Source organism: Achromobacter colocynthidis, from assembly GCF_057334535.1.
Genome location: NZ_JBHFIZ010000035.1, coordinates 419,078 through 440,911, shown reverse-complemented (window position 1 = coordinate 440,911; position 21,834 = coordinate 419,078). Strand labels below are relative to the sequence as shown.

General features: G+C 64.6%; 18 protein-coding genes. 1 reads left to right on the top strand and 17 read right to left on the bottom strand.

Going from position 1 to position 21,834, the window contains the following annotated elements; genetic code table 11:
- Positions 1-6: 6 nt before the first annotated feature.
- The 16 genes from ACE04A_RS17740 to ACE04A_RS17665 form a co-directional block, all read right to left on the bottom strand.
- Positions 7-1,752 carry a thiamine pyrophosphate-binding protein gene (locus tag ACE04A_RS17740; RefSeq protein ID WP_485820353.1) on the bottom strand — a complete coding sequence of 582 codons (1,746 nt, stop codon included), beginning with the start codon at positions 1,750-1,752 and terminating at the stop codon, positions 7-9.
- On the bottom strand, positions 1,749-2,678 hold the full coding sequence (locus tag ACE04A_RS17735; protein ID WP_448718912.1) for an HpcH/HpaI aldolase/citrate lyase family protein: 930 nt from the start codon (positions 2,676-2,678) through the stop codon (positions 1,749-1,751). Before ACE04A_RS17735 ends, ACE04A_RS17740 begins: the two co-directional genes overlap by 4 nt.
- Positions 2,675-3,958, bottom strand: a complete 1,284-nt coding sequence (locus ACE04A_RS17730) for a TRAP transporter large permease (RefSeq protein WP_448718911.1) — start codon at positions 3,956-3,958, stop codon at positions 2,675-2,677. The genes ACE04A_RS17735 and ACE04A_RS17730 overlap by 4 nt, the downstream gene beginning before the upstream one ends.
- Before the next feature lie 4 nt (positions 3,959-3,962).
- Entirely contained in the window at positions 3,963-4,442 is a 480-nt protein-coding gene (locus ACE04A_RS17725) for a TRAP transporter small permease (RefSeq protein WP_448718910.1), read from the bottom strand.
- Positions 4,442-5,437, bottom strand: a complete 996-nt coding sequence (locus ACE04A_RS17720) for a TRAP transporter substrate-binding protein (protein WP_447989196.1) — start codon at positions 5,435-5,437, stop codon at positions 4,442-4,444. The genes ACE04A_RS17725 and ACE04A_RS17720 overlap by 1 nt, the downstream gene beginning before the upstream one ends.
- A gap of 68 nt (positions 5,438-5,505) precedes the next feature.
- Positions 5,506-6,636, bottom strand: a complete 1,131-nt coding sequence (locus tag ACE04A_RS17715) for a lactonase family protein (RefSeq protein ID WP_448718908.1) — start codon at positions 6,634-6,636, stop codon at positions 5,506-5,508.
- Positions 6,633-7,478: an ATP-binding cassette domain-containing protein gene (locus ACE04A_RS17710; protein ID WP_485820396.1), complete on the bottom strand. Its 846-nt coding sequence runs from the start codon at positions 7,476-7,478 to the stop codon at positions 6,633-6,635. Before ACE04A_RS17710 ends, ACE04A_RS17715 begins: the two co-directional genes overlap by 4 nt.
- 20 nt (positions 7,479-7,498) lie before the next feature.
- Entirely contained in the window at positions 7,499-8,509 is a 1,011-nt protein-coding gene (locus tag ACE04A_RS17705) for an ABC transporter ATP-binding protein (protein WP_448718907.1), read from the bottom strand.
- Positions 8,510-8,513: 4 nt separating this feature from the next.
- The gene (locus ACE04A_RS17700; protein WP_448718906.1) at positions 8,514-9,383 is read right to left on the bottom strand and encodes an ABC transporter permease; all 870 of its coding nucleotides are present in this window, start codon (positions 9,381-9,383) and stop codon (positions 8,514-8,516) included.
- The gene (locus tag ACE04A_RS17695; RefSeq protein ID WP_100855667.1) at positions 9,380-10,297 is read right to left on the bottom strand and encodes an ABC transporter permease; all 918 of its coding nucleotides are present in this window, start codon (positions 10,295-10,297) and stop codon (positions 9,380-9,382) included. Before ACE04A_RS17695 ends, ACE04A_RS17700 begins: the two co-directional genes overlap by 4 nt.
- A gap of 146 nt (positions 10,298-10,443) precedes the next feature.
- Positions 10,444-11,949, bottom strand: a complete 1,506-nt coding sequence (locus ACE04A_RS17690; RefSeq protein WP_485820352.1) for an ABC transporter substrate-binding protein — start codon at positions 11,947-11,949, stop codon at positions 10,444-10,446.
- Positions 11,950-12,160: 211 nt separating this feature from the next.
- Complete coding sequence (locus tag ACE04A_RS17685; RefSeq protein ID WP_127184528.1) at positions 12,161-12,895, bottom strand: FadR/GntR family transcriptional regulator; 735 nt, start codon at positions 12,893-12,895, stop codon at positions 12,161-12,163.
- Between the two features lie 290 nt (positions 12,896-13,185).
- Positions 13,186-14,424, bottom strand: coding sequence for a hypothetical protein (locus ACE04A_RS17680; protein WP_448718904.1), 1,239 nt, complete (start codon positions 14,422-14,424; stop codon positions 13,186-13,188).
- Positions 14,421-16,238 (bottom strand): Tle4 family T6SS lipase effector, encoded by a 1,818-nt coding sequence (locus ACE04A_RS17675; protein WP_448718903.1) that lies wholly within the window; start codon positions 16,236-16,238, stop codon positions 14,421-14,423. Before ACE04A_RS17675 ends, ACE04A_RS17680 begins: the two co-directional genes overlap by 4 nt.
- On the bottom strand, positions 16,235-18,736 hold the full coding sequence (locus ACE04A_RS17670; protein ID WP_448718902.1) for a type VI secretion system Vgr family protein: 2,502 nt from the start codon (positions 18,734-18,736) through the stop codon (positions 16,235-16,237). The genes ACE04A_RS17675 and ACE04A_RS17670 overlap by 4 nt, the downstream gene beginning before the upstream one ends.
- A 166-nt stretch (positions 18,737-18,902) precedes the next feature.
- Positions 18,903-19,871, bottom strand: coding sequence for an alpha/beta hydrolase (locus ACE04A_RS17665; protein ID WP_279996321.1), 969 nt, complete (start codon positions 19,869-19,871; stop codon positions 18,903-18,905).
- A gap of 216 nt (positions 19,872-20,087) precedes the next feature.
- Here ACE04A_RS17665 and ACE04A_RS17660 point away from each other — a divergent pair, with 216 nt between their 5' ends.
- On the top strand, positions 20,088-20,669 hold the full coding sequence (locus ACE04A_RS17660) for a DUF4202 domain-containing protein (protein WP_448718900.1): 582 nt from the start codon (positions 20,088-20,090) through the stop codon (positions 20,667-20,669).
- Between the two features lie 179 nt (positions 20,670-20,848).
- Here ACE04A_RS17660 and ACE04A_RS17655 read toward each other — a convergent pair whose 3' ends face one another.
- Entirely contained in the window at positions 20,849-21,799 is a 951-nt protein-coding gene (locus ACE04A_RS17655) for a ProQ/FinO family protein (protein WP_279996320.1), read from the bottom strand.
- Between the last annotated feature and the right edge of the window lie 35 nt (positions 21,800-21,834).

The window sequence follows — 21,834 nt, the reverse complement described above, 5'->3', positions numbered from 1 at the left end:
GTCCTGTCAGACGCTGGCGCTGTTATTGCCAGTGTTGTTGGTGCCGATACCGCGGGCAAGGCGGGCCTGTGCGGCTTCGCGGATGCCCATCAGCGTTTCGCCCGGCGCGATGCCGTTGGCGTCGTAGCGGATTTCCAGCAGCGCGGGCAGATTGCTTTGGCGCGCGAACGCCAGCGCGCGTTCAAAGGCCGGGCCGAAGTCGGCGGTGTTCTCCACGGCTTCGCCATGGCCGCCGTAACCCCGGATGATCTGCGTGAAGTCGGGGTTTTCAAAGCCCAACGCAATGGTGCGCGCGGGAAATTCGCGTTCCTGGTGGGCGCGGATGGTGCCCCAGATGCCGTTGTTGAACACCAGCACCACCACGCCCAGCTTGTACTGCAAGGCCACGCCCAGTTCCTGCATGTTCATCTGGAAGCAGCCGTCGCCCGCATAGCAGACCACGTCACGCTGGCGGTCTTCGAGCTTGGCGGAAATGGCGGCGGGCAGGCCGTAACCCATTGAGCCCACCGTGGGCGTCAGGCTGGTGCCCGGCCCGGCATAGCGGCGGTAGCGGTGCGGATACAGCGCGTAGTTGCCCGCGCCCACGGTCACGCAGGCGTCGGCGGGCAGGTGCGCGTCCACATAGGCGGCGGCCGCGTCCAGGCTCATCGCGCCGGGCGAGGGCAGCGGCGTCAGGCTCTCTGTCAGTTGCTGATGCGCGATGCGCACGGCCTCGCCGCGCGGCACGGCATGGCCGGGGGCCAGGTCCGCCACGCTGGCGGCAAAGCTGGCCACGTCGGCCACGATGGCCTGCGTGGGCGAAAACACGCGGCCCAGTTCGGCGGCGTCGGGGTAGACGTGTATCAGCTTCTGGCGCGGCAGCGGGCTTTCAATGACGGTATAGCCTTCGGTGGTGGCTTCGCCCAGGCGCGTGCCCACGGCCAGCACCAGGTCGGCGTCCTTCAAGCGCTGGCGCAGCTCGGGCGTCATGGCCCAGCCCACGTGGCCCGCGGCGTTGGGGTGGCGCTGGTCAAAACACTCCAGGCGGCGCCACGCGGTGCCCACGGGCAGCTCGAAGCGTTCGGCAAAGCCGGCGATCTGCTCGATGGCGGTCTGGTGCCAGCCGTTGCCGCCAAGCAGCAGGAACGGGCGTTCGGCGGCGTTCAGCAAGTCGACCATGCGCGTCAGGGCGGCCGCGCCCGGGTGGCTGTGCACGCGCGGGTAGCGCGGCAGGTCCGCCACGCGGGCGGTGCCCCACAGCGTGTCTTCGGGTAAGGCCAGCACTACCGGGCCAGGCCGGCCGCTGGTGGCTACCGCGAAGGCGCGCGAGATGAATTCGGGGATGCGGTCGGTGCGGTCGATCTGCGCCACCCACTTGGCCATTTGGCCGAACATGCGGCGGTAGTCGATTTCCTGAAAGGCTTCGCGTTCCATGAAGTCATTGCCCACCTGGCCCACGAACAGGATCATCGGCGTGGAGTCCTGGTAGGCGGTGTGCACGCCGATGCTGGCGTTGGTGGCCCCCGGGCCGCGCGTCACAAAGCAGATGCCGGGTTCGCCCGTCAGCTTGCCGTAGGCCTCGGCCATGTAGGCCGCGCCGCTTTCCTGGCGGCACACAATGGGTTCGATGGCGTCGGTGTGCTCGTTCAGCGCATCGATGCAGGGCAGGTAGCTTTCACCGGGAATCATGAACACGCGGCGCGCGCCATGGATGCGCAACTGCTGCATCAGGATCTGGCCGCCGTTGCGTTCGGGAAGTGCGGATGACGTCATGCAAGGTCTCCTGGTTGTGGGACGGCCTGCGCGCGGCGCTCGGCGGCCCATCGTTCGAATTGGTCGTGGCGCGCCAACAGGCGGCGCGCGGTGTTGTAGGTGGGCGGGTCGATGCGTTCGGCGTCATGCTGGCCGGCGCGCTGGGCCTCGAAGCGGGCAACGCGGTTGCGCGCGGCGTCTACCTCGGGCGCGCTGGGCGTGAACACCTGGTGGATCAGCGGCACTTGCTCGGCCACCGTCGCGCATTTGGATTTCAGGCCCAGGCGGCGCGCCCAGCGCAAGTCCGCTTCCAGCGCGGGCAGGTCGCGGTAGTTGAACGGGCAGTCGATCGGCACGCAGCCGGCGGCGGTGCAGTCCACCAGAAAGCGGGCGCGCACGGCGTGCAGCTCGATGCCGTCTTTGCCGCGTTCGGCCCCCAGGCTGGCCGTCAGGTCTTCGGCGGCCAGCAGGCAGGCGGACACGCGCGGGCTGGCGGTCAGGATGTCGTAGGCACGCACCAGCCCCAGCGCGGATTCCAGCGTCGGCACGATTTCCGTGCTGCCGGCCGGCAGGCCCAGTTCGGACTCCAGCGCGCTGATGGCCTGGTCCAGCGCGATGATCTGCGCGGCGCTTTCAGCGTGCGGCAGGAACACCGCGTCCGGTGCGCCGGGCATCACGCCGCGCAGGTCGGCCAGGCCGTCGTCTTCCAGCTTGTTGATGCGCACGGCGGCCACCACACCCTGGGCGCGGCAGGTGGCGAACAGCGCGGCGATGCGCGGCCGGGCGGCGGGCCGCTCGACGGGCGCGGTGAACTCTTCCAGGTCGGCCACCAGCGCGTCCGTGCCGCTGGCCAGGCCCGCGGCCTGCGCGGCCGCGTCCATGCCGGGAACAAACATCCAGCTGCGGCGCAGCGCGGCGGGGCGGCGTAGATAAGCGGTCGTTGTCATTGCACGTGCCTCGGCAGGAACAGCACCAGTTCAGGAACAAAGGTCAGCAGCAACATCACGGCGGTCATGGCCAGCATCATCCAGGACAGCGGGCGCAGGGTCTGCATCATGTTGATGCCGCCAATCTTGCAGGCGGCCATCAGGTCCACCCCGACCGGCGGCGTGTTGGCGCCGATGGCCATGTTGATGGACAGCAGGATGCCGAAATGCACCGGGTCGATGTTGTAGTGTGCCAGCACCGGCATCACCACGGGCGCCACGATGATGATGACGGGAATGGCCTCCATGAAGGTGCCCAGCAGCAGCAACACCACGGTCAGCACCAGCAGCACGGCGGTCTTGCTGTCGGTCCATTCCACCAGCAGGGTGGACAGCGCCTGCGGCACCTGTTCGGCCACCAGCACCCAGGCGAACAGGCCCGACGCGCCGATCAGCAGCAAGATGGACGCGCTGCTTTCACCGGTGGACTTCAGGTTGCTCCACAGCGACTTCAGGCTTAGCGTGCGATACCAGAAAAAGCCGATCAGCAAGGCGTAGACGATGGCGCTGGAGGCGGCTTCGGTGGCGGTGAAGATGCCGAAGCGGATGCCGCCGATGATCAGCACGGGCACCATCAGCGCGGGCAGCGCATCGATGGTGGCGGCGCGCAGTTCGCCCCAGCAAAACGGCTGGCCGCCCGCCCAGTTGTGCTTGCGCGACTGCCAGATGGCCACGCCGATCAAGGAAAAGCCAAGCAGGATGCCGGGGATGATGCCGGCCACGAACAGCTTGCCCACCGACGTATCTGTGATGGTGCCGTAGACGATCAGCACGATGCTGGGCGGGATGATGGTGGACGTGGCGCCCGCGCTGCCCACCAGCGCGCAGGAAAAGCCCTTGTCGTAACCGCTGCGCGCCATGGCGGGCAACAGCAGGCTGCCGATGGCGACCACGTCGGCCACGCCCGAGCCGGACAGCGCGCCGAACATCAGGCAGGCCAGCACGGCCACGACCGCCAGGCCGCCCTTGATATCGCCCACGATGGCGGCGCACAAGCGCACGATGCGCTGCGTCAGGCCGGCGCCGTTCATCAGTTGCGCGGCCAGGATGAACAGCGGAATGGCCAGCAGCGTGAAGCTGTCCAGCCCCACCACGTACTGCTGCGCGGCCACCATCATGGGCGCGGCGTCGTACACGGCCAGGTAGGCCAGGCACGACAGCACCAGGCCGAATGCAATGGGCATGTCGATCAACACCGTGATCGTGAACACGCCCATCAGGAAGAGAGCACCCGAAGACATCTTGTTATTCCTTTGCCATGGCGGGGGTGGGCGCAAGCAGTTGCGCCAGATGAACCACGATGGTGATCGCGCATGCAAATGGCAATGCCAGGTACACCGTGCCGGCGGACACATCCAGCGCGGGCAGGATCTGGTCGCCCGTCAGTTCGGCCAACTGCCAGCCCGCGTAGCCCAGCGCCGCCAGGCCCACGATGATCAGCACCTGGTTGACGCGTTCAACCACGTTCAGCACGCGCGGGCTGCGCACCATGAAGGGCAGCAGGCCGGCCATGAGATGAGAGCGGTCATGGCTGCACGCCACGCCGCCGATGAAGGCGGACCACACCAGCACCAGGCGCGGCAATTCCTCGGCCCAGTGCGGCGTGGTGTGCGTGACAAAGCGCGAGAACACCACGTAAGAGATCAGGATCGCCAGCAAGGCCACCGCCAGGGCGGCAAAGGCCTTGCTGATGCCCGACAGAATGGCGGACAGTCGGTTGAGCATTACTTGGCCTCGCGGTACTTCTGCACCAGCGCCATCAGCTCAGGACCGTAGGTGACCGAGTAGGTCTTCCACACGGGTTGCACGGCGGCGGCAAAGGCGGCCTTGTCGACCTCGTTGACCTGCATGCCTTTCTCTTTCAGTTGCGCCACGAATTGCTGATCGCCGTCGGTGATCATCTTGCGCTGGGCGTCGCGCCACTTGTCGGCGGCGGCCTGCACCACCTTCTTGTCGTCGGCCGAGATGCGGTTCCAGACGGGCTTGGAGATGATCAGGCTGGCCGGACCCCATACGTGGCCCGTCAGCGACAGATACTTCTGCACTTCAAAGAATGACGAGGTGTAGATGATGGACAGCGGGTTCTCTTGCGCGTCAAACACCTTTTGCTGCAAGGCCGAGTACAGCTCGCCAAAGGCCAGCGGGGCCGGGTTGGCGCCCAGCGCGGTGAAGGTGTCCAGGCGCATCTTGTCTGGCGTGACGCGGGTTTTCAGGCCGGCCAGGTCGGCGGGCTTGGCGATGGGGCCGCGGTTGTTGGTCACGTGGCGGAAACCGTTTTCCCACCAGGAAATGATGGTCAGGTTTTTCTTGTCGGCCAGCTTGGCCAGTGCGGCGCCCAGCTCGCCGTCGAAGGCCTTGTAGGCCTGCTGCGACGACGACCACGTATAGGGCAGTTCCACCACGCCGAACTTCGGTTCAATCGGCTGCAACGAGCCCGAGCCGATGATGGCCGCGCCCTGGCTGCCGATCTGCAAGCCTTCCAGCATGGTCTTTTCGTTGCCCAACTGGCCGCTGGGGAACAGCACGAAGTTGACGCGGCCGTCGGTCTTTTCCTTGACCTCGGCGGCGAAGCCTTCGGCGGCCTTGTTCCAGCTATGGCTGGGGGCCAGCACGTGGCCCAGCTTGATGTCCATGGCATGGGCCGACAGCGGCGCAAAGCCGGCCAAGGCGACAAGCGCGCCGCCGATCAGGGCGCGAAACGTTTGGGGAGCGTGGGTCATGGGGTAACTCCAGATGCGAAATGAAAAGTGGGGTGGTGGGTTCAACACGTGGCGGGGTGCGGCCCCGCTCAGTAGGATTGCCCCCGCATGGATGCGGGGTGGCCCGGCAGGGGGATACCCATGCCGGTATCGGTCAGGCCGTTGTCTCCCACGGCCAGCACCTGCAAGCTTGCGTCCAGGAAATTGCCGACGTACAGATAGCGGCTGTCGGGGCTGAAGGCGATGCCCTCGGGTAGCGCGCCCACCTCGATGGCGCCCGCGCGCGTGACGCGCAAGCCCTCGATGCGCAGCAGCACGATCTGGCCGCGCGGGTGGTGAAACCAGTCGGACGAGGGGTTGTTCGAGCCTTGCACGATGGCCACGGCGGCGTGGCGGCCATCGGGGCTGATGGCGATGCCCTCGGGGCCGTCTTCCACCATCAGGCGGTCGATCACGCGGGGCGGCGCGCTTTTAAGATCCACCACGCTGATGGAATCCGCATGGCCGTCCGAGGCCGTCGGGCTGCCCATGTCCACCACCAAGGCCAGCGCGCCGTCGGGCGACACCACCAGGTTGAAGGGCACGAGCCCCGTGGTCAGGTCTTCGGACGGGTCATGCGTGACGCGCGGCACGGGGCCGGTGTCGTCGATGTGCAGCACGGCCAGCCGGTGCGTGTCGGTCTTGACGGCGAAGGCGCGGCGGCCATCGGCCGAGAACGACACGGCGACAACGGGTGTGCCCAGGTCGACGTCAGCGACGACAGCCACGCGGCCATCGCGGATCGTCAGCACCGATACCGACCGACCCGCCTTGTTCGCCACCAGCGCCATCGTGCCGGCGCGGTTGATCGACATGCCCGACGGTTGCAGGCCGACTTGCAGCGTTTGCACGATGGCCGGCGGCGTGGCGGCAAGGTCCACCACGTATATATCGCGGCCCGGCGTGGGCTGCCATCCCTGGCCATCGGCGCGCTCGGGCCAGGCCATGGAATCGGCGATCAGCGCCAGCCGCTGGTCCGGCGTCACCGCCAGGTTGACGGGCGGGCCGAACAAGGAATTGGGCAGGGGCAGCGTCGCCACGAGCACCGGCGCGGCCGGGTTGGCGGCGGCGTCGAAAATGCTGAGCGTGTCGCGGCCAGGCGCCAGGAAGCGGATCTGGCCGTCGTCCCAGGTGACTTTTTCGTCGTTGCCGACCAGCAGGTAGTGCGGCGCGGCGCTCATGCGGCCAACTCCTGCGCGTCGGGCACGGCCAGCGTGGCGCCGATCAGTTGCCGGGTGTAGGGATGCTGGGGCGCAAAGTACACCTGATCGGCCGTGCCGCGTTCGACGATGCGGCCGCCTTGCAGCACCACGATGTCATCGGCAATGTGCTGCACCACCGCCAGGTTATGGCTGATGAACAAATAGCCCAGGCCACGGTCGCGCTGCAATTGCATCAGCAGGTTCAATATCTGCGCCTGCACCGATACGTCTAGCGCGGACGTGGGTTCGTCGCAAATCAGCAGTTGCGGTTCCAGCATCAGGGCGCGCGCAATCGCCACGCGCTGGCGTTGGCCGCCGGACAGTTCGCGCGGATACCGCGCCGCAAAGGCGGGCACCAGGCCCACGGCGTCCATCATGCGGCGCACCGACGCCGCCTGCGACGCCGCATTGCCGATGCCGTGCACGCGCAGCGGCGCGGTCAGGATTTCATTGATGGTGCGGCGCGGGTTCAGCGATGAATACGGGTCCTGGAACACCATCTGGATGCGGCGGGCGCGGGCGCGTGCCGGCATCGCGGCCAACGGCTGGCCGTCCAGCAGCGCCTGGCCCTGGGTGGGCGCCAACAGGCCCAGCATGAGCTTGGCGATGGTGGACTTGCCACTGCCAGATTCCCCCACCAGGCCGATGGTCTGGCCGGCGGGCACGTGCAGGTCGATGTCATGCAGGATGCGCGGCGCGGGGCGGCGCGAGAACAGGCCGGCGCGGCCGTATTGGAAGGACAGCGCGTTCAGGCGGATGCTGGCGGGCGAGGGCGCGGGGTGCGCGGCCGCAACCGCCTTGGAATTCGTGCTGGGATGCATGTTGGCGTTCAGCTTGTCGTTCATGCCGAGACTCCCGCAGTCTTCGCCGCCAGCAGCGCGCCAGGCTTCACGCACAGGCAACGGTGGCTGCCCTGCACGCGTGACACCAGCGGCTGGGCGCAACGGGCTTCGGCCACCGGGCAACGTTCGCGAAAGGCGCAGCCCCGGATGGCCACATCCAGCGACGGCACGGCGCCCGCAATGGTGGGCAGGTCGGTGCGCGGGGCGGTGCGGCCCGGCTGGGGTATGCAGTTCAGCAACATGGCGGTGTAGGGATGGCTGGGGCGGGTCAGCACCTCTTGTACGGTGCCGCCTTCCACGATGTCGCCGGCGTACATGACGATGACGTGGTCGGCAATGCGTGCCACCAGGCCCATGTCGTGCGAGATGAACACCATGCCTAAACCGAACTCGGCCTGGATGTCGCGCAAGAGGTCCAGCAGTTCGGCCTGCACGGTGACGTCCAGCGCGGTGGTGGGTTCGTCGGCAATCAGCAGTTCGGGGCCGCACATCAGCGCCATGGCGATCATCACGCGCTGGCGCAATCCGCCCGACAGCTCGAACGGATACTGGCGCATGCGTTCTTCGGGGTTGGTGATGCCCACGCGGCGCAGCAGGTATTCAGCGCGTTCGGCGGCTTCGCGACGGCTGACGCGCTTGTGGCGGCGCATCACGTCGATCAACTGCGTGCCAATCTGAAACACCGGGTTCAAGGACGTCATCGGGTCCTGGAAGATCATGGCGATGCGCGCGCCACGCAATTCCGCCAACTGGCGCGCGTTCAGCGTGGACAAGTCCTGCCCGGCGAACTCCAGCCGCGTCATGCGGCGGCGCGCGGCGGCGGGCAGCAGGTCCAGCAACGCCAGCGCCGTCAGCGACTTGCCGCAGCCGGATTCGCCCACGATGCACAGCGTCTTGCCGCGTTCCAGCGTGAAGTCCACCGCGCGCACCACGTGCTTGGTGTGCGTGGCGGTATGGATGTCGATGTGCAGGTTTTCAACCCGCAGCAGGGGGTGGGAAGTGGCGATCATGGCGTCAACCTTTCTTCATCTGGATGGCGCGCAGCGTTTCGCCCGCTCGGTTCACACACAGCACCAGCACGAACAGCACGATGCTGGGAATGACCACCAGCGAGGGCTGGAACAGCATGTTTTCCTTGCCCTCGGCGATCATCAGGCCCAGCGACGGCATCGGCGCGGGTACGCCCAGGCCCAGGAACGACAGCGAGGCCTCCAGCGTGATGGCCATGGCCGCGTCCACCGTGCCGATGATGAGCAGGTTGCCCACCAGGTTCGGCAGGATGTCGCGCCAGATGATTTGCAGATGTGTGCAGCCTTGCAAGCGCGAGGCCGTGACGAATTCCGCGTTGCGCAGCCCGGCGGCCATGGTGCGCGCGACGAGCGCGTAGCGTTCCCATAGCAGCAGGCCCAGCACCAGCACCACCACGGTGAGCGACGCGCCCACCACCGACACCACGGCCAGCGCCACCAGAATGATGGGCAAGGCCAGGCGCGCGGTGATCAGGAAGGACACGGCGCGGTCCACGCCGCCGCCGAAGTAGCCGGCGACGACACCCAGTGTGGTGCCGATCACGCCGCCCATCAGCGCGACGGACAGGCCGATCAAGGCCGACACGCGCACACCGTACAGCGCGCGCGCCAGCACGTCGCGACCCAGTTGATCCGTGCCCAGGATGTGGTTCCAGTCACCGCCTTCGGCCCACACCGGCTCTTGCAGCCGGGCAAGCAGGTCTTGTGTATACGGGTCGTGCGGAATCAGCCAGGGGCCGATCAGGCCGGCCAGCACCAGCAGGGCCAGCACGACAAGGCCCACACGTTGGCTGGCGCGCGCCAGGCGGTCGCCGCGCTGCGCGACGGGCAGGGGGGAGGGAATAGCGGTATTCATGAGGCGGCTCGCACGCGGGGGTCCAGCCAACCGTTGATCAAGTCGGCGACGAGAGTCAGGACGATGTAGATCAGCGCAAAGATCAGGATCAGCGCCTGCATCGTGGGAAAGTCGCCGCGCAGGATCGACGTCCAGGCCAGCAGGCCCGCGCCGTTGATGGCGAAGACGGTTTCAATGACGACGGAGCCCGCCAGCAAGGTGCCCATCTGCGCGGCCGCCAGCGACACCAGCGGGCGCAACGCATTGCGCAGCGCGTACTTCAGCACCACGCTGGGGCCGCCCAGGCCCATGGCGCGGGCGGTGCGGATGTAGTCGGTGGCCAGCACGGTTTCCATTTCGGATTTCATCAGGCGCAGCATGGCGGGCATGGCGAAAAGCCCCAGCGCCACCACCGGCATCACGTAGTGCTTCCAGGTGTCAAAGCCCGAGGCGGGCAGCCATTGGTTGCGCACGCTGAACACGATGATCAACAGGAACGCCAGGCAGAACGGCGGCATGGCTTGCGCGCAGGCCGACAGCAGCATGGTGGCGCGGTCCGCCAGCGAGCCCTTGCGCATGCCGGCCAGTACGCCCAGCGGAATGGCAAGCAGCAGCGCAAACGCCATGGCGGCCAGGCCCAGCTTGGCGGTGGCGGGAAAGTGCTGGCTCAGCAGTTCGGCCACGGGGCGGCTGAAGTACAGGCTGTCGCCAAAATCGCCGCGCACCACGCCGGTCAGCCAACGGCCGTATTGCAGCAGGATGGGGTCGTCAAAACCGTGTTGTACCGACAGCCGGGCGGCATCCGCCGCGCTGCCTTCGCCGGCCAGACGGGCGGCCGGGTTGCCGGACGCAAACACCAGCGAAAAGCTGATCAGCGACACGAACACCACCAGCAGGGCGGCGACCAGCACACGGCGAAACAGGAATGCAATCATGGGTCAACCTTTATGGTCTTGCGTCGGCGCGCATCGATGTACATCGGCGCGCGCCGTTCCGGTCGGGCGCGACTTAGCGCTTACACGCGCCCGGACCGGAATGGCACAACGGTTGGAACAAGGCCTGGGCGCAAGGGCCGCAAGCTTTACTTCCAGGTGGCCTTGTAGAAGCGCGGGAACTCGTCGCCGTCCACCGAGAAGTTCAGGTCTTTGGCCTGCACGGCGTTCAGCGAGTGGTTCCACAGCGGCACCCAGTACGCCTGGTCGGCCACGATCTTCAGCGCGGCCGCGTAGTTCTTGGCGCGCAGGTCGCGGTCAACGGACGTGTCGGCCGCTTCCAGAAGCTTGATGACTTCCGGGTTGCGCGCCTGGTCGTCCGGGCCGCCCCGGAAGAAGTTGCTGGTGGACAGCGCCGCGTCGGCAATGCCGTAGGAACCCCAGTTGGACGCCAGCATGGCGGTCTTGCCTTCACGCCAGTTGGTCATGGCGGTGCCGTACTGTTGTTCAACCAGGTTCACCTTGATGCCGGCCTGCGCCATCTGGGCGGCGGCGGCGTCCAGGATGCTGCGCGGCGGCGCCGAGATCACCAGGTCCAACGTTATGCCGTTGGGGTAGCCGGCTTGCGCCAGCAGTTGCTTGGCGCGGGCGGGGTCGAACTTGTAGGACTGCACGTCGGTCGTGCAACCGAACTGCGCGGGGTTGCACGCGGCGTTGATCACCTTGGACGCACCGCCGACGAGTGCTTTGCGGATGGCTTCGCGATCGATGGCGTGGTTGATGGCCTGACGCACTTCCTGCTTGGCCAGCGGCGACTTGCCGTCGTCAAAGCGCGGGTTCAGCGAGATATAGCTGATGCGCATGATGCTGCTGCTTTTCACGGTGACCGACGGCGTTTTCTCCATGCGCTTGGCCACGTCGGGCGGCACGCGCCAGATCCAGTCCAGGCCGCCGGACAGCAGCTCGGCGTATTGCGTGTTGGCGTCGGGCAGCACGCGCACCACCAGCTTTTGCACGGTGGGTTTCGGGCCGAAATAATCGTCAAAGCGCTCGTACACATAGCGGCTGCCGGGCTGGCTGTCGGTCAGGCGATACGGGCCCGTGCCGATGGGCTTGGCGCCCATGTCCGACTGATTGGCCTCGTAATACTTGCGCGGATAGATCGGCAGGTTTTCCGACAGCATTTCCAGCGCCAGCGGGTAGGGCGTCTTCATCTTGATGCGCACGGTGTCGTCACCGACTTTTTCCGCCTTGGCAATCCAGGCCACCTGGTTCTGGAAGCGCGCCTTGAAAGCGTCCGACGACACCAGGTTCAGCGTGTAGAGCACGTCGTCGATGGTCAAGAGCGAACCGTCGTGGAACTTCACGTCGCGGCGGATGGGCAGTTCGATGGTGGTGTCGTCCACGAACTTGTAGCCCGTGGCAATAGCCGGGCCGAATTCGCCCGTGTCCTGGTTCTTTTGCAGCAAGCCCGAGAAGACCATGCGCGCCAGCGCCAGGCCGGGGCGGTCCGATTCCTTGTAGGCGTCCAGCGTGGCGGGCGCCGCGTCGAAGGCGATGTTGAGGGAATTGTCGGCCTTGTTGGCCTGGGCGGCATGAGCGCCCAGCGCCAGTAGCGCCGCGCTCACGAACTTCACGGTACGGGTTAGCTGCATGTTTTCACCTTGATATGTTTTATGTGTGTGGCCTACGGGGTGCTGCGGTGCTGCGATCTTGCTGTGCTGCGACGGTTGCGCTTTTTGCGTTTCGACAGGCAAGCCGCTCCCCTTGCCGCGGGCGGCGCAAATTGCGCCGGCGGTGCATGCACGGTCGGTCAGGGAAGGGGCCTGATGCGTCTCAGGCCTGGCGGATTAGCAGTTCATCAAATCATCGGATCCCAACGTTGCCGAAGTCTTCCCGCAGACGCGCCAGGATGCCGACCAGATGGTCGTGCATGGCGTGGCGCGCGCGGATGGGATCGCGGTCGACAATGGCCGCGAGGATGCGTTCGTGTTCTTTCTGGGCTTCGATCCACACCTTGGTGGTCACGAAGTGTTCTTCCAGGCGATGGAACACCGGGCTCAAAGTGCTTAGGTGCCAGATGTGCGAAATGGCGGCGGCCAGGGCGGCGTTGCCGCAAGCGGCGCCGATCGCGCTGTGGAAGGCGCGGTCATGGACGCTGGGCGATTCGGTCAGCGACATGCCGTCGTGCGCGGCGCGGATGGCGGCAATCTGCGCGGGCGAGGCCTTTTGGGCGGCCAGGGCGGCGCATTCCGGCTCTATCAGCAAGCGCGTTTCCAAGAGGTCGAAGGGGCCGATGTCGGTGGCTTCGACGCTGTCGGCGGCGGCGGCGGCCGGCGCCGCGTCTTGGTACTGGCCGTCTTCACGCGGCTGGCACACAAACACGCCCGTGCCCACACGCACATCCACGTAGCCTTCGATTTCCAGGGCGATCAAGGCTTCCCGTACCGACGCCCGGCTCACTTGCAATTGCTCGGCCAGCTCGCGCTCGGCGGGCAGGCGGCCCCCCGCGGGAAAGTCACCGGCCTTGATGCGCGCGGCGATCTGGTCGGCAATCATGCGGTAAAGGCGGGTTGAGGCTACGGCCTGTAGGGAAGTCATCTTGGGGTGGCGTGGAGTGTTCGGGACGGTGAGCGTAATAGGTTTGGGGCGGTGGTGTCTTGCGTGAGCGAAAGCGTGGCTGGATTTTGTTTAGATGCCTGATGGTCCAGTGGTCAGGCCACTGGACGAAATGTACCGGAGCGCGTGCGGCTTGGGAACGGGCCGGGCCGCCTAATTAACGGATTTCAGGGAAAACCACTAGCGCGGCCACACTATCCAAGCGGCTTGTGGCCATCGTAATCAGACGACCGCATAAGCCGGAATGGCCGAGCATGGCGTCATGGCGCCATTCAAATTCCAGATTCCGGCGGCGTCCAGGGCATTCCGTTTTCATCGGTGCTGAGAAAGTCGTCCAGTGCCTTCTTGTCGGCAGCGGCTTTCTCCGGGTTGCCGACCTGATCAAAGGCCGATGGCGGTTTGGGCGCGACGGCCCGGTAACGCAGGCGTATAGAAGCCAAGATGGCGTCCCAGATCTTGCCGGCTTCCCTGTCGGACAAGGCCGCGTCCACTCGGGGCGGCGCGGGTGGACGTTTCCAGGGGGGAATGGCGTGTTTGTCGGGGACGAAGCGGGGCAGGGACCAGCGGACGAGGTCGAGCTTGACTTCGTCGGGAACGCTCTGCATAAGCGCGCCGCCGCCACTCATGCGCAAGTGCATGGATGGCTGGGTAAATCCCGGCGTGTCCCGGTAGTTTTCTGCCAAAAAGAGGAAGGCATGATGGTCGGTGTCCGTGTATCCGAACGCAAACTGTTCCGCTTGCATGGCGGCAAGGGTCAGCTTTCCCGCGCGCAGCCTGTTATACAAAATACGGGATAGCTGTTTCTGTGCGCGTGCCTGGATGCCGGTGGATGAGTCTGGCTGCAAGGCGGTAATTCGGGCTTCCAATTCAATGTTGGAGCCCTCTATATAAAACTCAAACATGCCGATTTCCTGATCGTGATGTTCGCGGATGATGACGGGGCCGAGCCCGAAGCCTGGTCCGGCACTCTGCGGGTCGGTGATCTTCGAGATGGTCTTGGCCAGGGCTTGGATGCGGGCTTCGACTGGCGCGATGACGTTCTCGAATGAATCAGCCTTGATCAGGACATAGACGTCGTCCACGAGAAGGTGGATTTCATGGGTGTGGTAATTCATCAGTTCGGGACTATGAAAGAAACGTAGCAACGTTTTCGTTTCGCTCAACTTGATTTGGGCCACCATCATCGACCCTCCTGAATCATGATCGACGTTTTTAATCTGCGACGATCTGTCGTTCACCGCGTCCGCAAAGCGTTCGGGGGAGACTTCCATCCCTAACACCCTGACTTCGACAGTTTTGAAATCGGTATCCAATCCGTAATACAACGTGACGTAGCTGCCGGTGCTGTAAAACCAGTTCGAAGGCAAATCAATCAAGTGTCGGCCGAATGCCCAGGTGCGGATGTCTGTAGTTGCGTTATTCACGGGGATGTCCTTGTGTTGTAGGAGCAGGATGCTGCCGGCGACGAAGGCAGCAAGCGCAATTGCGGCGGCAACAACGCGGGTCTTCATGATGACTTCCTCGCCTGGGCCGCTAGTTTCAGGATCCACTGCAACGTGATCTGCTGGACCAATTCATTTCGGAATGGACCTTCATGTTCGAACCCCTGCATTTCAATTTGTTCTTTCACTTGGCCGCGCTTGGCCTGGTCAATCGGTGCGCGACCTGAACTGATGGGGACCGTGCCGTCCCCAATGCCGTCCTGCATTTCGCAGTGCAGCTCCCAATCGCTGTATTGCAGCTTTTCCGGGGGGGAAATGGCGTCGACATACCGTAGCGAGGGAGAAGCAAAACGGCTTTGTCCTCTTGCATAAAGCGGCGTGCGGCCATTGTGCTGAATGTCCGAGTTTCGGGCTTCAAGAAGGGCTTCGATCGGGATAGGTGGCTGTGTGACGCGTGCTGGGCGCAGCCCCGGGCGTATCGTCCATCGGATCGATTCGAAGCTCGCGAATTTGGTATCCGACCCGTAGAAGACGTAAGTATTTGGGTGGTAGTAAGTGCCCAACTCTTCGTGGAACTCTTTGGCAAATCCAATGGCACGCGTGTAATGGGTCCATTCGATAGCCGTCCCGCCTTTCGGCGCCAGCCACTCTTCCTTGACCAGACCCCACCACCTGTGTCTTTCTAGATAGATCGTTTCGTACGGGCATTGCGAAGGGGATGGAACTGCAGGCATAGCGGGAGTGGTGCGCGATTGTTCTTCGCGTAATAGCTTCAGCCATCCCGGTGAATAGCGCCGCGTCGGCAGCAATTGCAATGCGCCGGGCGACTGGGCGAAAACCGCCGTTACTTCCTGCCCGCTGCCGCCGATCACAAGCGAGGTTCCGTAGTCCTCATCTCGCATGCCGACTTTGCAACGCCTGTGGGCTACCGGGGCGCCGTTGGTTGGCATGACGCCGTGGATGATTCCGCAGATTGCTGCCTCCATGCCAGGCAAGGTCGCGCATTGTCTGGCAATAAGGCCGCCCATCGAATGGGTCACCAATAGGACCTGTGTGCAGCGATCGCCATACTGCTCCAGCAGGGTTTCTATGCGTTCCTTGAGTTTCTTGGCGGAATCCGTGTTCGAAGCCAGCCAGTTATACCCAAACGCATGCACCGGCATATTGAACCGTGCGCCGGCCAGCAGATCGTCCGTGGTTAACGGTTTGACGCCTTCATCGCTTCCGTTTCGATCCAGCCCGTTCAACCCCGGCATAAAGACATCCACGCCCGGCTTAAGGCGCCGATACGTTGCTTTCGGATCCTCCCAATGCCTGTCCTCCAATTCAAGCGCATAGTTTTCGTGGCGAGGAACGGTGGGGGAGTTCAGGACATGCTCCAACCACCGCAGAAAGCGTTCGTAGCTCGTTTGCCCAACCTCTCCCCAACCTCGTTCCCGGTAACGCTCCCCAAGGGCCGCTTTGCGGGCGGCGGGTAGTAGTTGTCCGTTCTCTTGCACCATTCCTAGTGGAACGTCGGGGACCGCACCTTGGTCATCGACTTCTACACGTTCAGGATGCAAGCTTGTCTGACGAAAACCCGCCTCTTTAGTGACCCACTGGGATAGCAAGTGGGTCGGCAGCCCCAGCATTCCGTAGTCGAGGGTCCAAACCGGTTTGGTTTTTTTCCCGGGGAGCGGTGAAGCCGACCTCAAGTTACTCCCCATCACCCCTGGAATGAATATCACCGGCAGGATGAGATCCGGCCCGATACGTAGTTGAACTGGGTCGGTGATCTTGCAATCCGTCAGCGTCCAGGTAAAGCACTGTTGACCCCGGGCGTCGTAGTGAAACGGTGCCACGCGCTCGGTCGGCGGGTCTTTCTCAGGTTTGATGTCAGTCATTTCTTATCGCCTTTCCATTCGATATAAACGCCATCCATGCGCATGTCTTTTTGCATGGTCAGAAAGCCCTCGCCATCCGTACGGCCGGTCACTCGGGAGCCATCGTTGCGCCATAGGGTGTATTCGGCATTGCGTGCCAGGGAACCGTCGGCTAGCGTGGCCTGGAATCGGTCGTTGAAGGGAGTTGCCTCCCAGGAGTTGAATTCCATCGACGCGCTGTTTGGCCCCACAAAGTTGTGCTGTGCCGCCTTCACCGTCAGCTTTCCCGGCATGCCCAGTTCAATATTCCCGTCGGCCATCTTGATGTACGCCCCGCCGCAGAGCAGCGTGATGTGCTTGTCTGCGGCCACCAATACATGCTGTTTGCTGGAGGTGATTTCGGCGCTTTGGTCGGCCTGGATGCGGATGGCGTTGTGTTGCGCTTGCAGCAGCAGTTCGCCTTGGTGGGCGATGTGGCGCATGGCGCCGCTTTGCGAGAACAGGCCCAGGTCGCCACCTGCGTTGATGACGACTTTGTCGCCTGCGCTGATCTGCTGGTGCTGTTGGGCGATGCTGTCGATGTGGGCCCCTGCCGTCATCACGATGCTGGCGGGCGTGGCGGCGGCGATGCCGGCGGGCGCGCTCAGGCCCATCGCGCCGGCATTGCCTTGGCCGGTGCCCTCGGGCTGATTGTTGGCGCCGTGGCCAAGGTCGCGTACGGCTTCGGTCAATGACTGCTGGGGCTGCGCGTCGTGAGTTATGCCTTCGTGGGTGCTGGCGTAGTCACCCAGGTTACGAGCCAGTTCCAATGCGGATTCCAAGGCGGCGACGATATCGGATCGGTCCAATTGTCCGCCCTTGGCTTGCAACTGCGCCTCGGTGCTCAACAACAATCCCTTGGCCGCTCGCAATGCCCCGTGCTCATCCGTGCGCAGTTCAAACCCCTCACCACGAGGTTCGCCACCGCCTGGACGCGGATGCGTCAGATACCCCAGATGCAACTGCGTGTCGCCGTGCTCGCTCATCAAAGCCGCGCTGATTTGCGCAGACGTGTCGTCCAGACGCAATTCATTGGCGCGATTGCCCTTGTGCTCCTTGCTTTTGATGGTGTTCAGGATGTTGTGGCGCGGCAGTTCATACGGCGGCAGGTTGGTGGCGCGGAACGTTCTCCCGATGACTATTGGTTGGTCTGGATCGCCGTTTGCGAATTGCACGATGACCTCTTGGCCGATGCGCGGTATCGCCATATGCCCCCACAGAGCCCCGGCCCAGTTCTGCGACACGCGGATCCAGCAGGAACTGTGTTCATCGTTGCGACCCAGCCGGTCCCAGGGGAACTGCACCTTGACGCGGCCCCAGGCGTCGCAATAGATCTCTTCATTGGGCGGGCCGACCACGGTGGCCATCTGTGGGCCGTCGAGGCGTGGTTTGGGGGCAGGCTCGGGCTTCCAGTCGACTTTGTCGGGCACGAGTTCGGCGGTGTAGTGGTAGCGCGTGCCTTGTTCGGAACCCGCCGCGTCTTCTTCTTGACTCGTGTGTTGCACGCCGTGATGGCGCATGCGCACGGGGCGCCAGCCTTGGTTCCAATCTTCGCGCGGATGGCCGGTGAGGTCGAAGGCGACCCCGGGGGTCAAACGCGCGTCATCGCCTTCGACAAACGCCACGCGCGCATCGCGGCGGCGGCCGAGCAGGCGGGTCAGGGTGAACGGCTTGCCTGCTTCGTCGCGCTTGTAGCGGCCGGGGTAGTCGTAGCGTTCGTAGCGACGATCCTGGTGGTCAAGGTCGGCGGCGACCGGGGAATGTTCCTGGCTATAACGCGGATGGGTGTAGGTGTAGTCCCGCTGGGTCTGCACGGCGGTGCGGATGCGCTCGGCGTAGGCAAAGCGATGCAGCGCGGGTTCTGCCTGATCTCCACCCGGCATGGGGTTGTAGACCACGGGCCCGCCTTCGATTTCGCCGTGGATGTAGATGCGGTCGCCGTGGATCAGGCGGTGTCCGTGTTCCGAATGCGCGTAGCGGTAGAAGTAGCCTTCTTCGGCCGCTAGCCTGTCCAGAAACGCCAAGTCGGTGTCGCCGGCTTGCACGCAGTATTCGCGCGGCAGGTGCTCAACCGTGCTGACCTGTTCGTAGTCGGTGATGCCTTGCCGTTTGATCACATCGGCCAGGATCTCGGGCACGGACAGGTGCTGGTAGATGCGCCAATCGGAACACAGCGCGGCGCGGGCCAGGGAGGGTTCTACGACCAGCCGGTAGCGCGTGCGTCGAAAGCCGGTGTCGGCTTGGACGAACTCCGTGATGATGCCGTGCACATGGCGCACCGCCTGCTCCCCGCGCCAAATAGTGAAAAGCGCGGGCTGGTCCAGCAGCGTGCCGAAATCAATGGCGGGGTCGACGCTGGACAGTTCGAGGCACAGCCGATAGGTCTCGGACAGGGCCTCGTCCAGCGTGAACTCAATGACGTCAAACTCCACGCCGCTGGCGGGGGTGAAGGTGAAGCGCAAGTCGGACAGCCGAGGCACGGCGGTGCTCCTTTTGGCGGTGTGCAAGATGGAACCCAACATCTTGCACAGCGGCAAAAGGCGCCGTCTATTGGACGACTACGAAACTGCGTCTCGCTTTCCTAAGAGGCCAAACTAAGTGGTCAAGCTAAGTGGCAAAGCTAAGCGTTAAAGCTAAGCAGCACAGCTAAGCGGCCAAGTTGCGCTTCAAGGCGTGGATCAAGTCCGCGCGTGCCTCTTGCGCTTGGGGCAGCAGGCGTGTCATGCCGATGAAGCTGTGCGGCACGCCGGAATAGACGACCAGCATGGGCGCCGCGCCGGTGGCGAAGAGTTTGTTGGCCAGGTCCAGCGTGTCGTCCAGCAGCGGGTCCAGCGCGGCGGCTTGCAGAATCAGCGGCGGCAGGCCGTTCATGTCGGCATGCAGCGGGGCGACACCGGGGTCCGTCAATTGCGCGGCGTCGGCAACGTACTGCTGCCAGTACCAATCGAGCTTTTCCGTCGACAGGCCAAAGCGTCCGTCGCCATAGGCGTCGTGCGAAGCCGTGTCGCGGCGGGCGGAGAGCATGCCGTAGATGACGACGCCGGTCTTGATGAAGGCGTCGCCCTCGTCGCGCAGGCGTTGCAGCGCGGCCACCGTAAGGTTGCCGCCGGCGGATTCGCCGCCCACCGACAGGCGCGATGCATCCAGGCCCAGTGAGGGCGCCTGGTCGCGCAACCAGCGCAGCGCGCCCAGCACTTGCTCCAACGCGACGGGGTAGCGGGCTTCGGGCGACAGAGCGTAAGACAGGCCCGCCGTGACGATGCCGGCGTCGGCCGCGATCTCGCGTTTCCAGCGGTCCAGCGAGTCCAGATCGCCATGCGCGAAGCCGCCACCGTGCAGGTGCAGGTAGAGGGGCAGCGGTGCGGCATCCGCGCCTTCCGGGTAGTACAGGCGCAGCGTGGCGGGCACGGGCAGATGGTCCAGCCGGTGTTCCACCACGCGGCCCACGGGTGGCGCGGGCTGGCTCAACCACTGTTGGTAGGCGCGGCTTTTTTCGCGGAATTCGGCAATGGGCGTGGTCAGCACGTTGGCTGTGCCCACGCCGTGCTGTTGCGCCAATGCTTGCGCGGCCAGCACGTCGGGCGCCAGGGTAGGGGTGTGGGAAGCGTCGCTCATGGGGGTCCTGTGGGGAAGGCCAATGCGGGGAACGCGCCAGTATGACGCGGATCGCGCGGCCTTGCTGAAACCCGCTTGCGCGGCCGCGCTTGGCGCTATCATCGTTGCGTCTTCAGCCGCGCCGGCTTAATACGCTTTGCCAGGCTTGCTGTCGTCACGCTCACTGTCGTCACGCTTGCCTTGTCACCCTTTATCGCCTTCTTGGAAACGCCACATATGAACGACCGCCTGCACCAGACGCTGCTTCGGTTTGACCAGTACAACGGCACCGATCCGAACCTGTTTACCTGGCAGGGCGAGACCTGCCCGCAGGAACTGTTCCTGGCGCAGAAGCTGCATGAGTGGGTATTGAAACTTGCGCCCGACGCATCGTTGCCGCTGGTGCTGGCGTCGCGCTGCCAGCACATCGGGCGGTGGGAAATCAGCCGCAAGAGCTATCCCGATGGGCGCGTGGGCTATCTGACGTGGCGCAAGGCCTTGGCGCGGCATCACGCCAGCGCCGCGGAAGGGATCATGCGCGAGACGGGCTACGAAGACGACGTGATCGACCGCGTCAAGACCATCGTCATGAAGCAGGGCATCAAGCAGGACGCCGATGTGCAGACCATGGAAAATGCCTTGTGCCTGGTGTTTCTGCAATATCAGTACGAAGCCTTCCACCCCGCGCATGGCGAGAAGATCGTGGAGATTCTGCGGAAGTCTTTGCAGAAGATGGATGCGGCGGGCCACAAGTGGGCGCTGACCTTGCCGTATAGCGCGGCCGGGACGGCGTACCTGGAGCAGGCGCTAGCGGCGTAAAGGGCGGCATACGCGGTTCACACGTGGCGGTTAACACGTGGCGGTTAACACGTGGCGGTTAACACGTGGCGGTTAACACGCACCACGAGCAAAAACACACAAGCCCGGCCGCGACGATGACGTCGCGAGCCGGGCTTGTTGCCGTCGTGCAAGCCGAAGCTTGCGCAAAGGCGGTATGACTACGCAGGCTTGTCGGTGGACGTATCGTCGGCAGCCTTGGCGGATGCGTCGCTGGACGAAGCCGGCGTGTCGACGGATGCCGAGTCAGCGGTGAGTTCCGTTGTATCAGCGGTGAACTTCGTTGAGTCAGCAGTGAGTTCCGTTGAATCAGCGGTGAGCTTCGTCGTATCAGCGGTGAGTTCCGTGGTGTCGACCGTGGTGCCAGCCGAAGACTCAGCCGGCGCTTGCGGTGACGATTGGACAGGAGCCGTGACAGGCGCCGAGACCGGAGCAGCGACGGCGGCAGAGGCCGAAGCGGCGGTGTCGGTGCCCGCAGCCGCATCCGCGGCAGGCGCTTCGCCAGAGGCAGCGGCAGCCGCGGCTTCCTTCTTGGCCTTGTTGCGCGCGGCGGCGTTCTTGGACGCGCTGCGCGAAGCCATGCGCTTGGCATGCTTGGCTTCGTTGGCGGTGACGGCGCCCGAGGGTTCGCCGTTCAGGTCCACGCGCGGCGCGTCTTCCACCATGCAGGCCCAGTAGCGTCGGCCATCACACCAGGTCTTGACTGCTTCCTTGATCTGCGCCTCGTCCAACTGCAAGGCCTGGGCGTGCTGCACCAGGTCAGCCAGCACGCCCAGCTTGAGCGGCAGCTTCGGGGCGGGATTCTTCGGGAAGGCGTTGGGAAACTGGCGTTGCAGGCGCGAGATCGCGACCACGACCGGGTCCACGGGCGATTCGCGGCGTTCGCGCTGCGGGCGCTGCCCCTTGTCGCCGCCTTGCGAGCGGGCGTTCTTATCGCCGCTTTGCGAGCGAGCGTTCTTGTCGCCGCCTTGCGGGCGCGGGCCCTTGCCGCCACCGGGCGGGCGAGGTCCTTTGCCGCCGCCTTGCGGACGCGCGTCTTTCTTGGGGGTAGGCTCTTCAGGCGCCTGCTTGGTGATCAAGGCCCGGATCGCGGCTAACTGTTCTAGTCCCATTTGCTACACAAAAAAAAGGTTGAGGCCGAGAGCAT

Bases quoted from the DNA above. Each gene is read 5' to 3' on its own strand.
- ACE04A_RS17740 (WP_485820353.1), bottom strand. From the start codon at position 1,752: ATGACGTCATCCGCACTTCCCGAACGCAACGGCGGCCAGATCCTGATG.
- ACE04A_RS17735 (WP_448718912.1), bottom strand. From the start codon at position 2,678: ATGACAACGACCGCTTATCTACGCCGCCCCGCCGCGCTGCGCCGCAGC.
- ACE04A_RS17730 (WP_448718911.1), bottom strand. From the start codon at position 3,958: ATGTCTTCGGGTGCTCTCTTCCTGATGGGCGTGTTCACGATCACGGTG.
- ACE04A_RS17725 (WP_448718910.1), bottom strand. From the start codon at position 4,442: ATGCTCAACCGACTGTCCGCCATTCTGTCGGGCATCAGCAAGGCCTTT.
- ACE04A_RS17720 (WP_447989196.1), bottom strand. From the start codon at position 5,437: ATGACCCACGCTCCCCAAACGTTTCGCGCCCTGATCGGCGGCGCGCTT.
- ACE04A_RS17715 (WP_448718908.1), bottom strand. From the start codon at position 6,636: ATGAGCGCCGCGCCGCACTACCTGCTGGTCGGCAACGACGAAAAAGTC.
- ACE04A_RS17710 (WP_485820396.1), bottom strand. From the start codon at position 7,478: ATGCATCCCAGCACGAATTCCAAGGCGGTTGCGGCCGCGCACCCCGCG.
- ACE04A_RS17705 (WP_448718907.1), bottom strand. From the start codon at position 8,509: ATGATCGCCACTTCCCACCCCCTGCTGCGGGTTGAAAACCTGCACATC.
- ACE04A_RS17700 (WP_448718906.1), bottom strand. From the start codon at position 9,383: ATGAATACCGCTATTCCCTCCCCCCTGCCCGTCGCGCAGCGCGGCGAC.
- ACE04A_RS17695 (WP_100855667.1), bottom strand. From the start codon at position 10,297: ATGATTGCATTCCTGTTTCGCCGTGTGCTGGTCGCCGCCCTGCTGGTG.
- ACE04A_RS17690 (WP_485820352.1), bottom strand. From the start codon at position 11,949: ATGCAGCTAACCCGTACCGTGAAGTTCGTGAGCGCGGCGCTACTGGCG.
- ACE04A_RS17685 (WP_127184528.1), bottom strand. From the start codon at position 12,895: ATGACTTCCCTACAGGCCGTAGCCTCAACCCGCCTTTACCGCATGATT.
- ACE04A_RS17680 (WP_448718904.1), bottom strand. From the start codon at position 14,424: ATGAAGACCCGCGTTGTTGCCGCCGCAATTGCGCTTGCTGCCTTCGTC.
- ACE04A_RS17675 (WP_448718903.1), bottom strand. From the start codon at position 16,238: ATGACTGACATCAAACCTGAGAAAGACCCGCCGACCGAGCGCGTGGCA.
- ACE04A_RS17665 (WP_279996321.1), bottom strand. From the start codon at position 19,871: ATGAGCGACGCTTCCCACACCCCTACCCTGGCGCCCGACGTGCTGGCC.
- ACE04A_RS17660 (WP_448718900.1), top strand. From the start codon at position 20,088: ATGAACGACCGCCTGCACCAGACGCTGCTTCGGTTTGACCAGTACAAC.
- ACE04A_RS17655 (WP_279996320.1), bottom strand. From the start codon at position 21,799: ATGGGACTAGAACAGTTAGCCGCGATCCGGGCCTTGATCACCAAGCAG.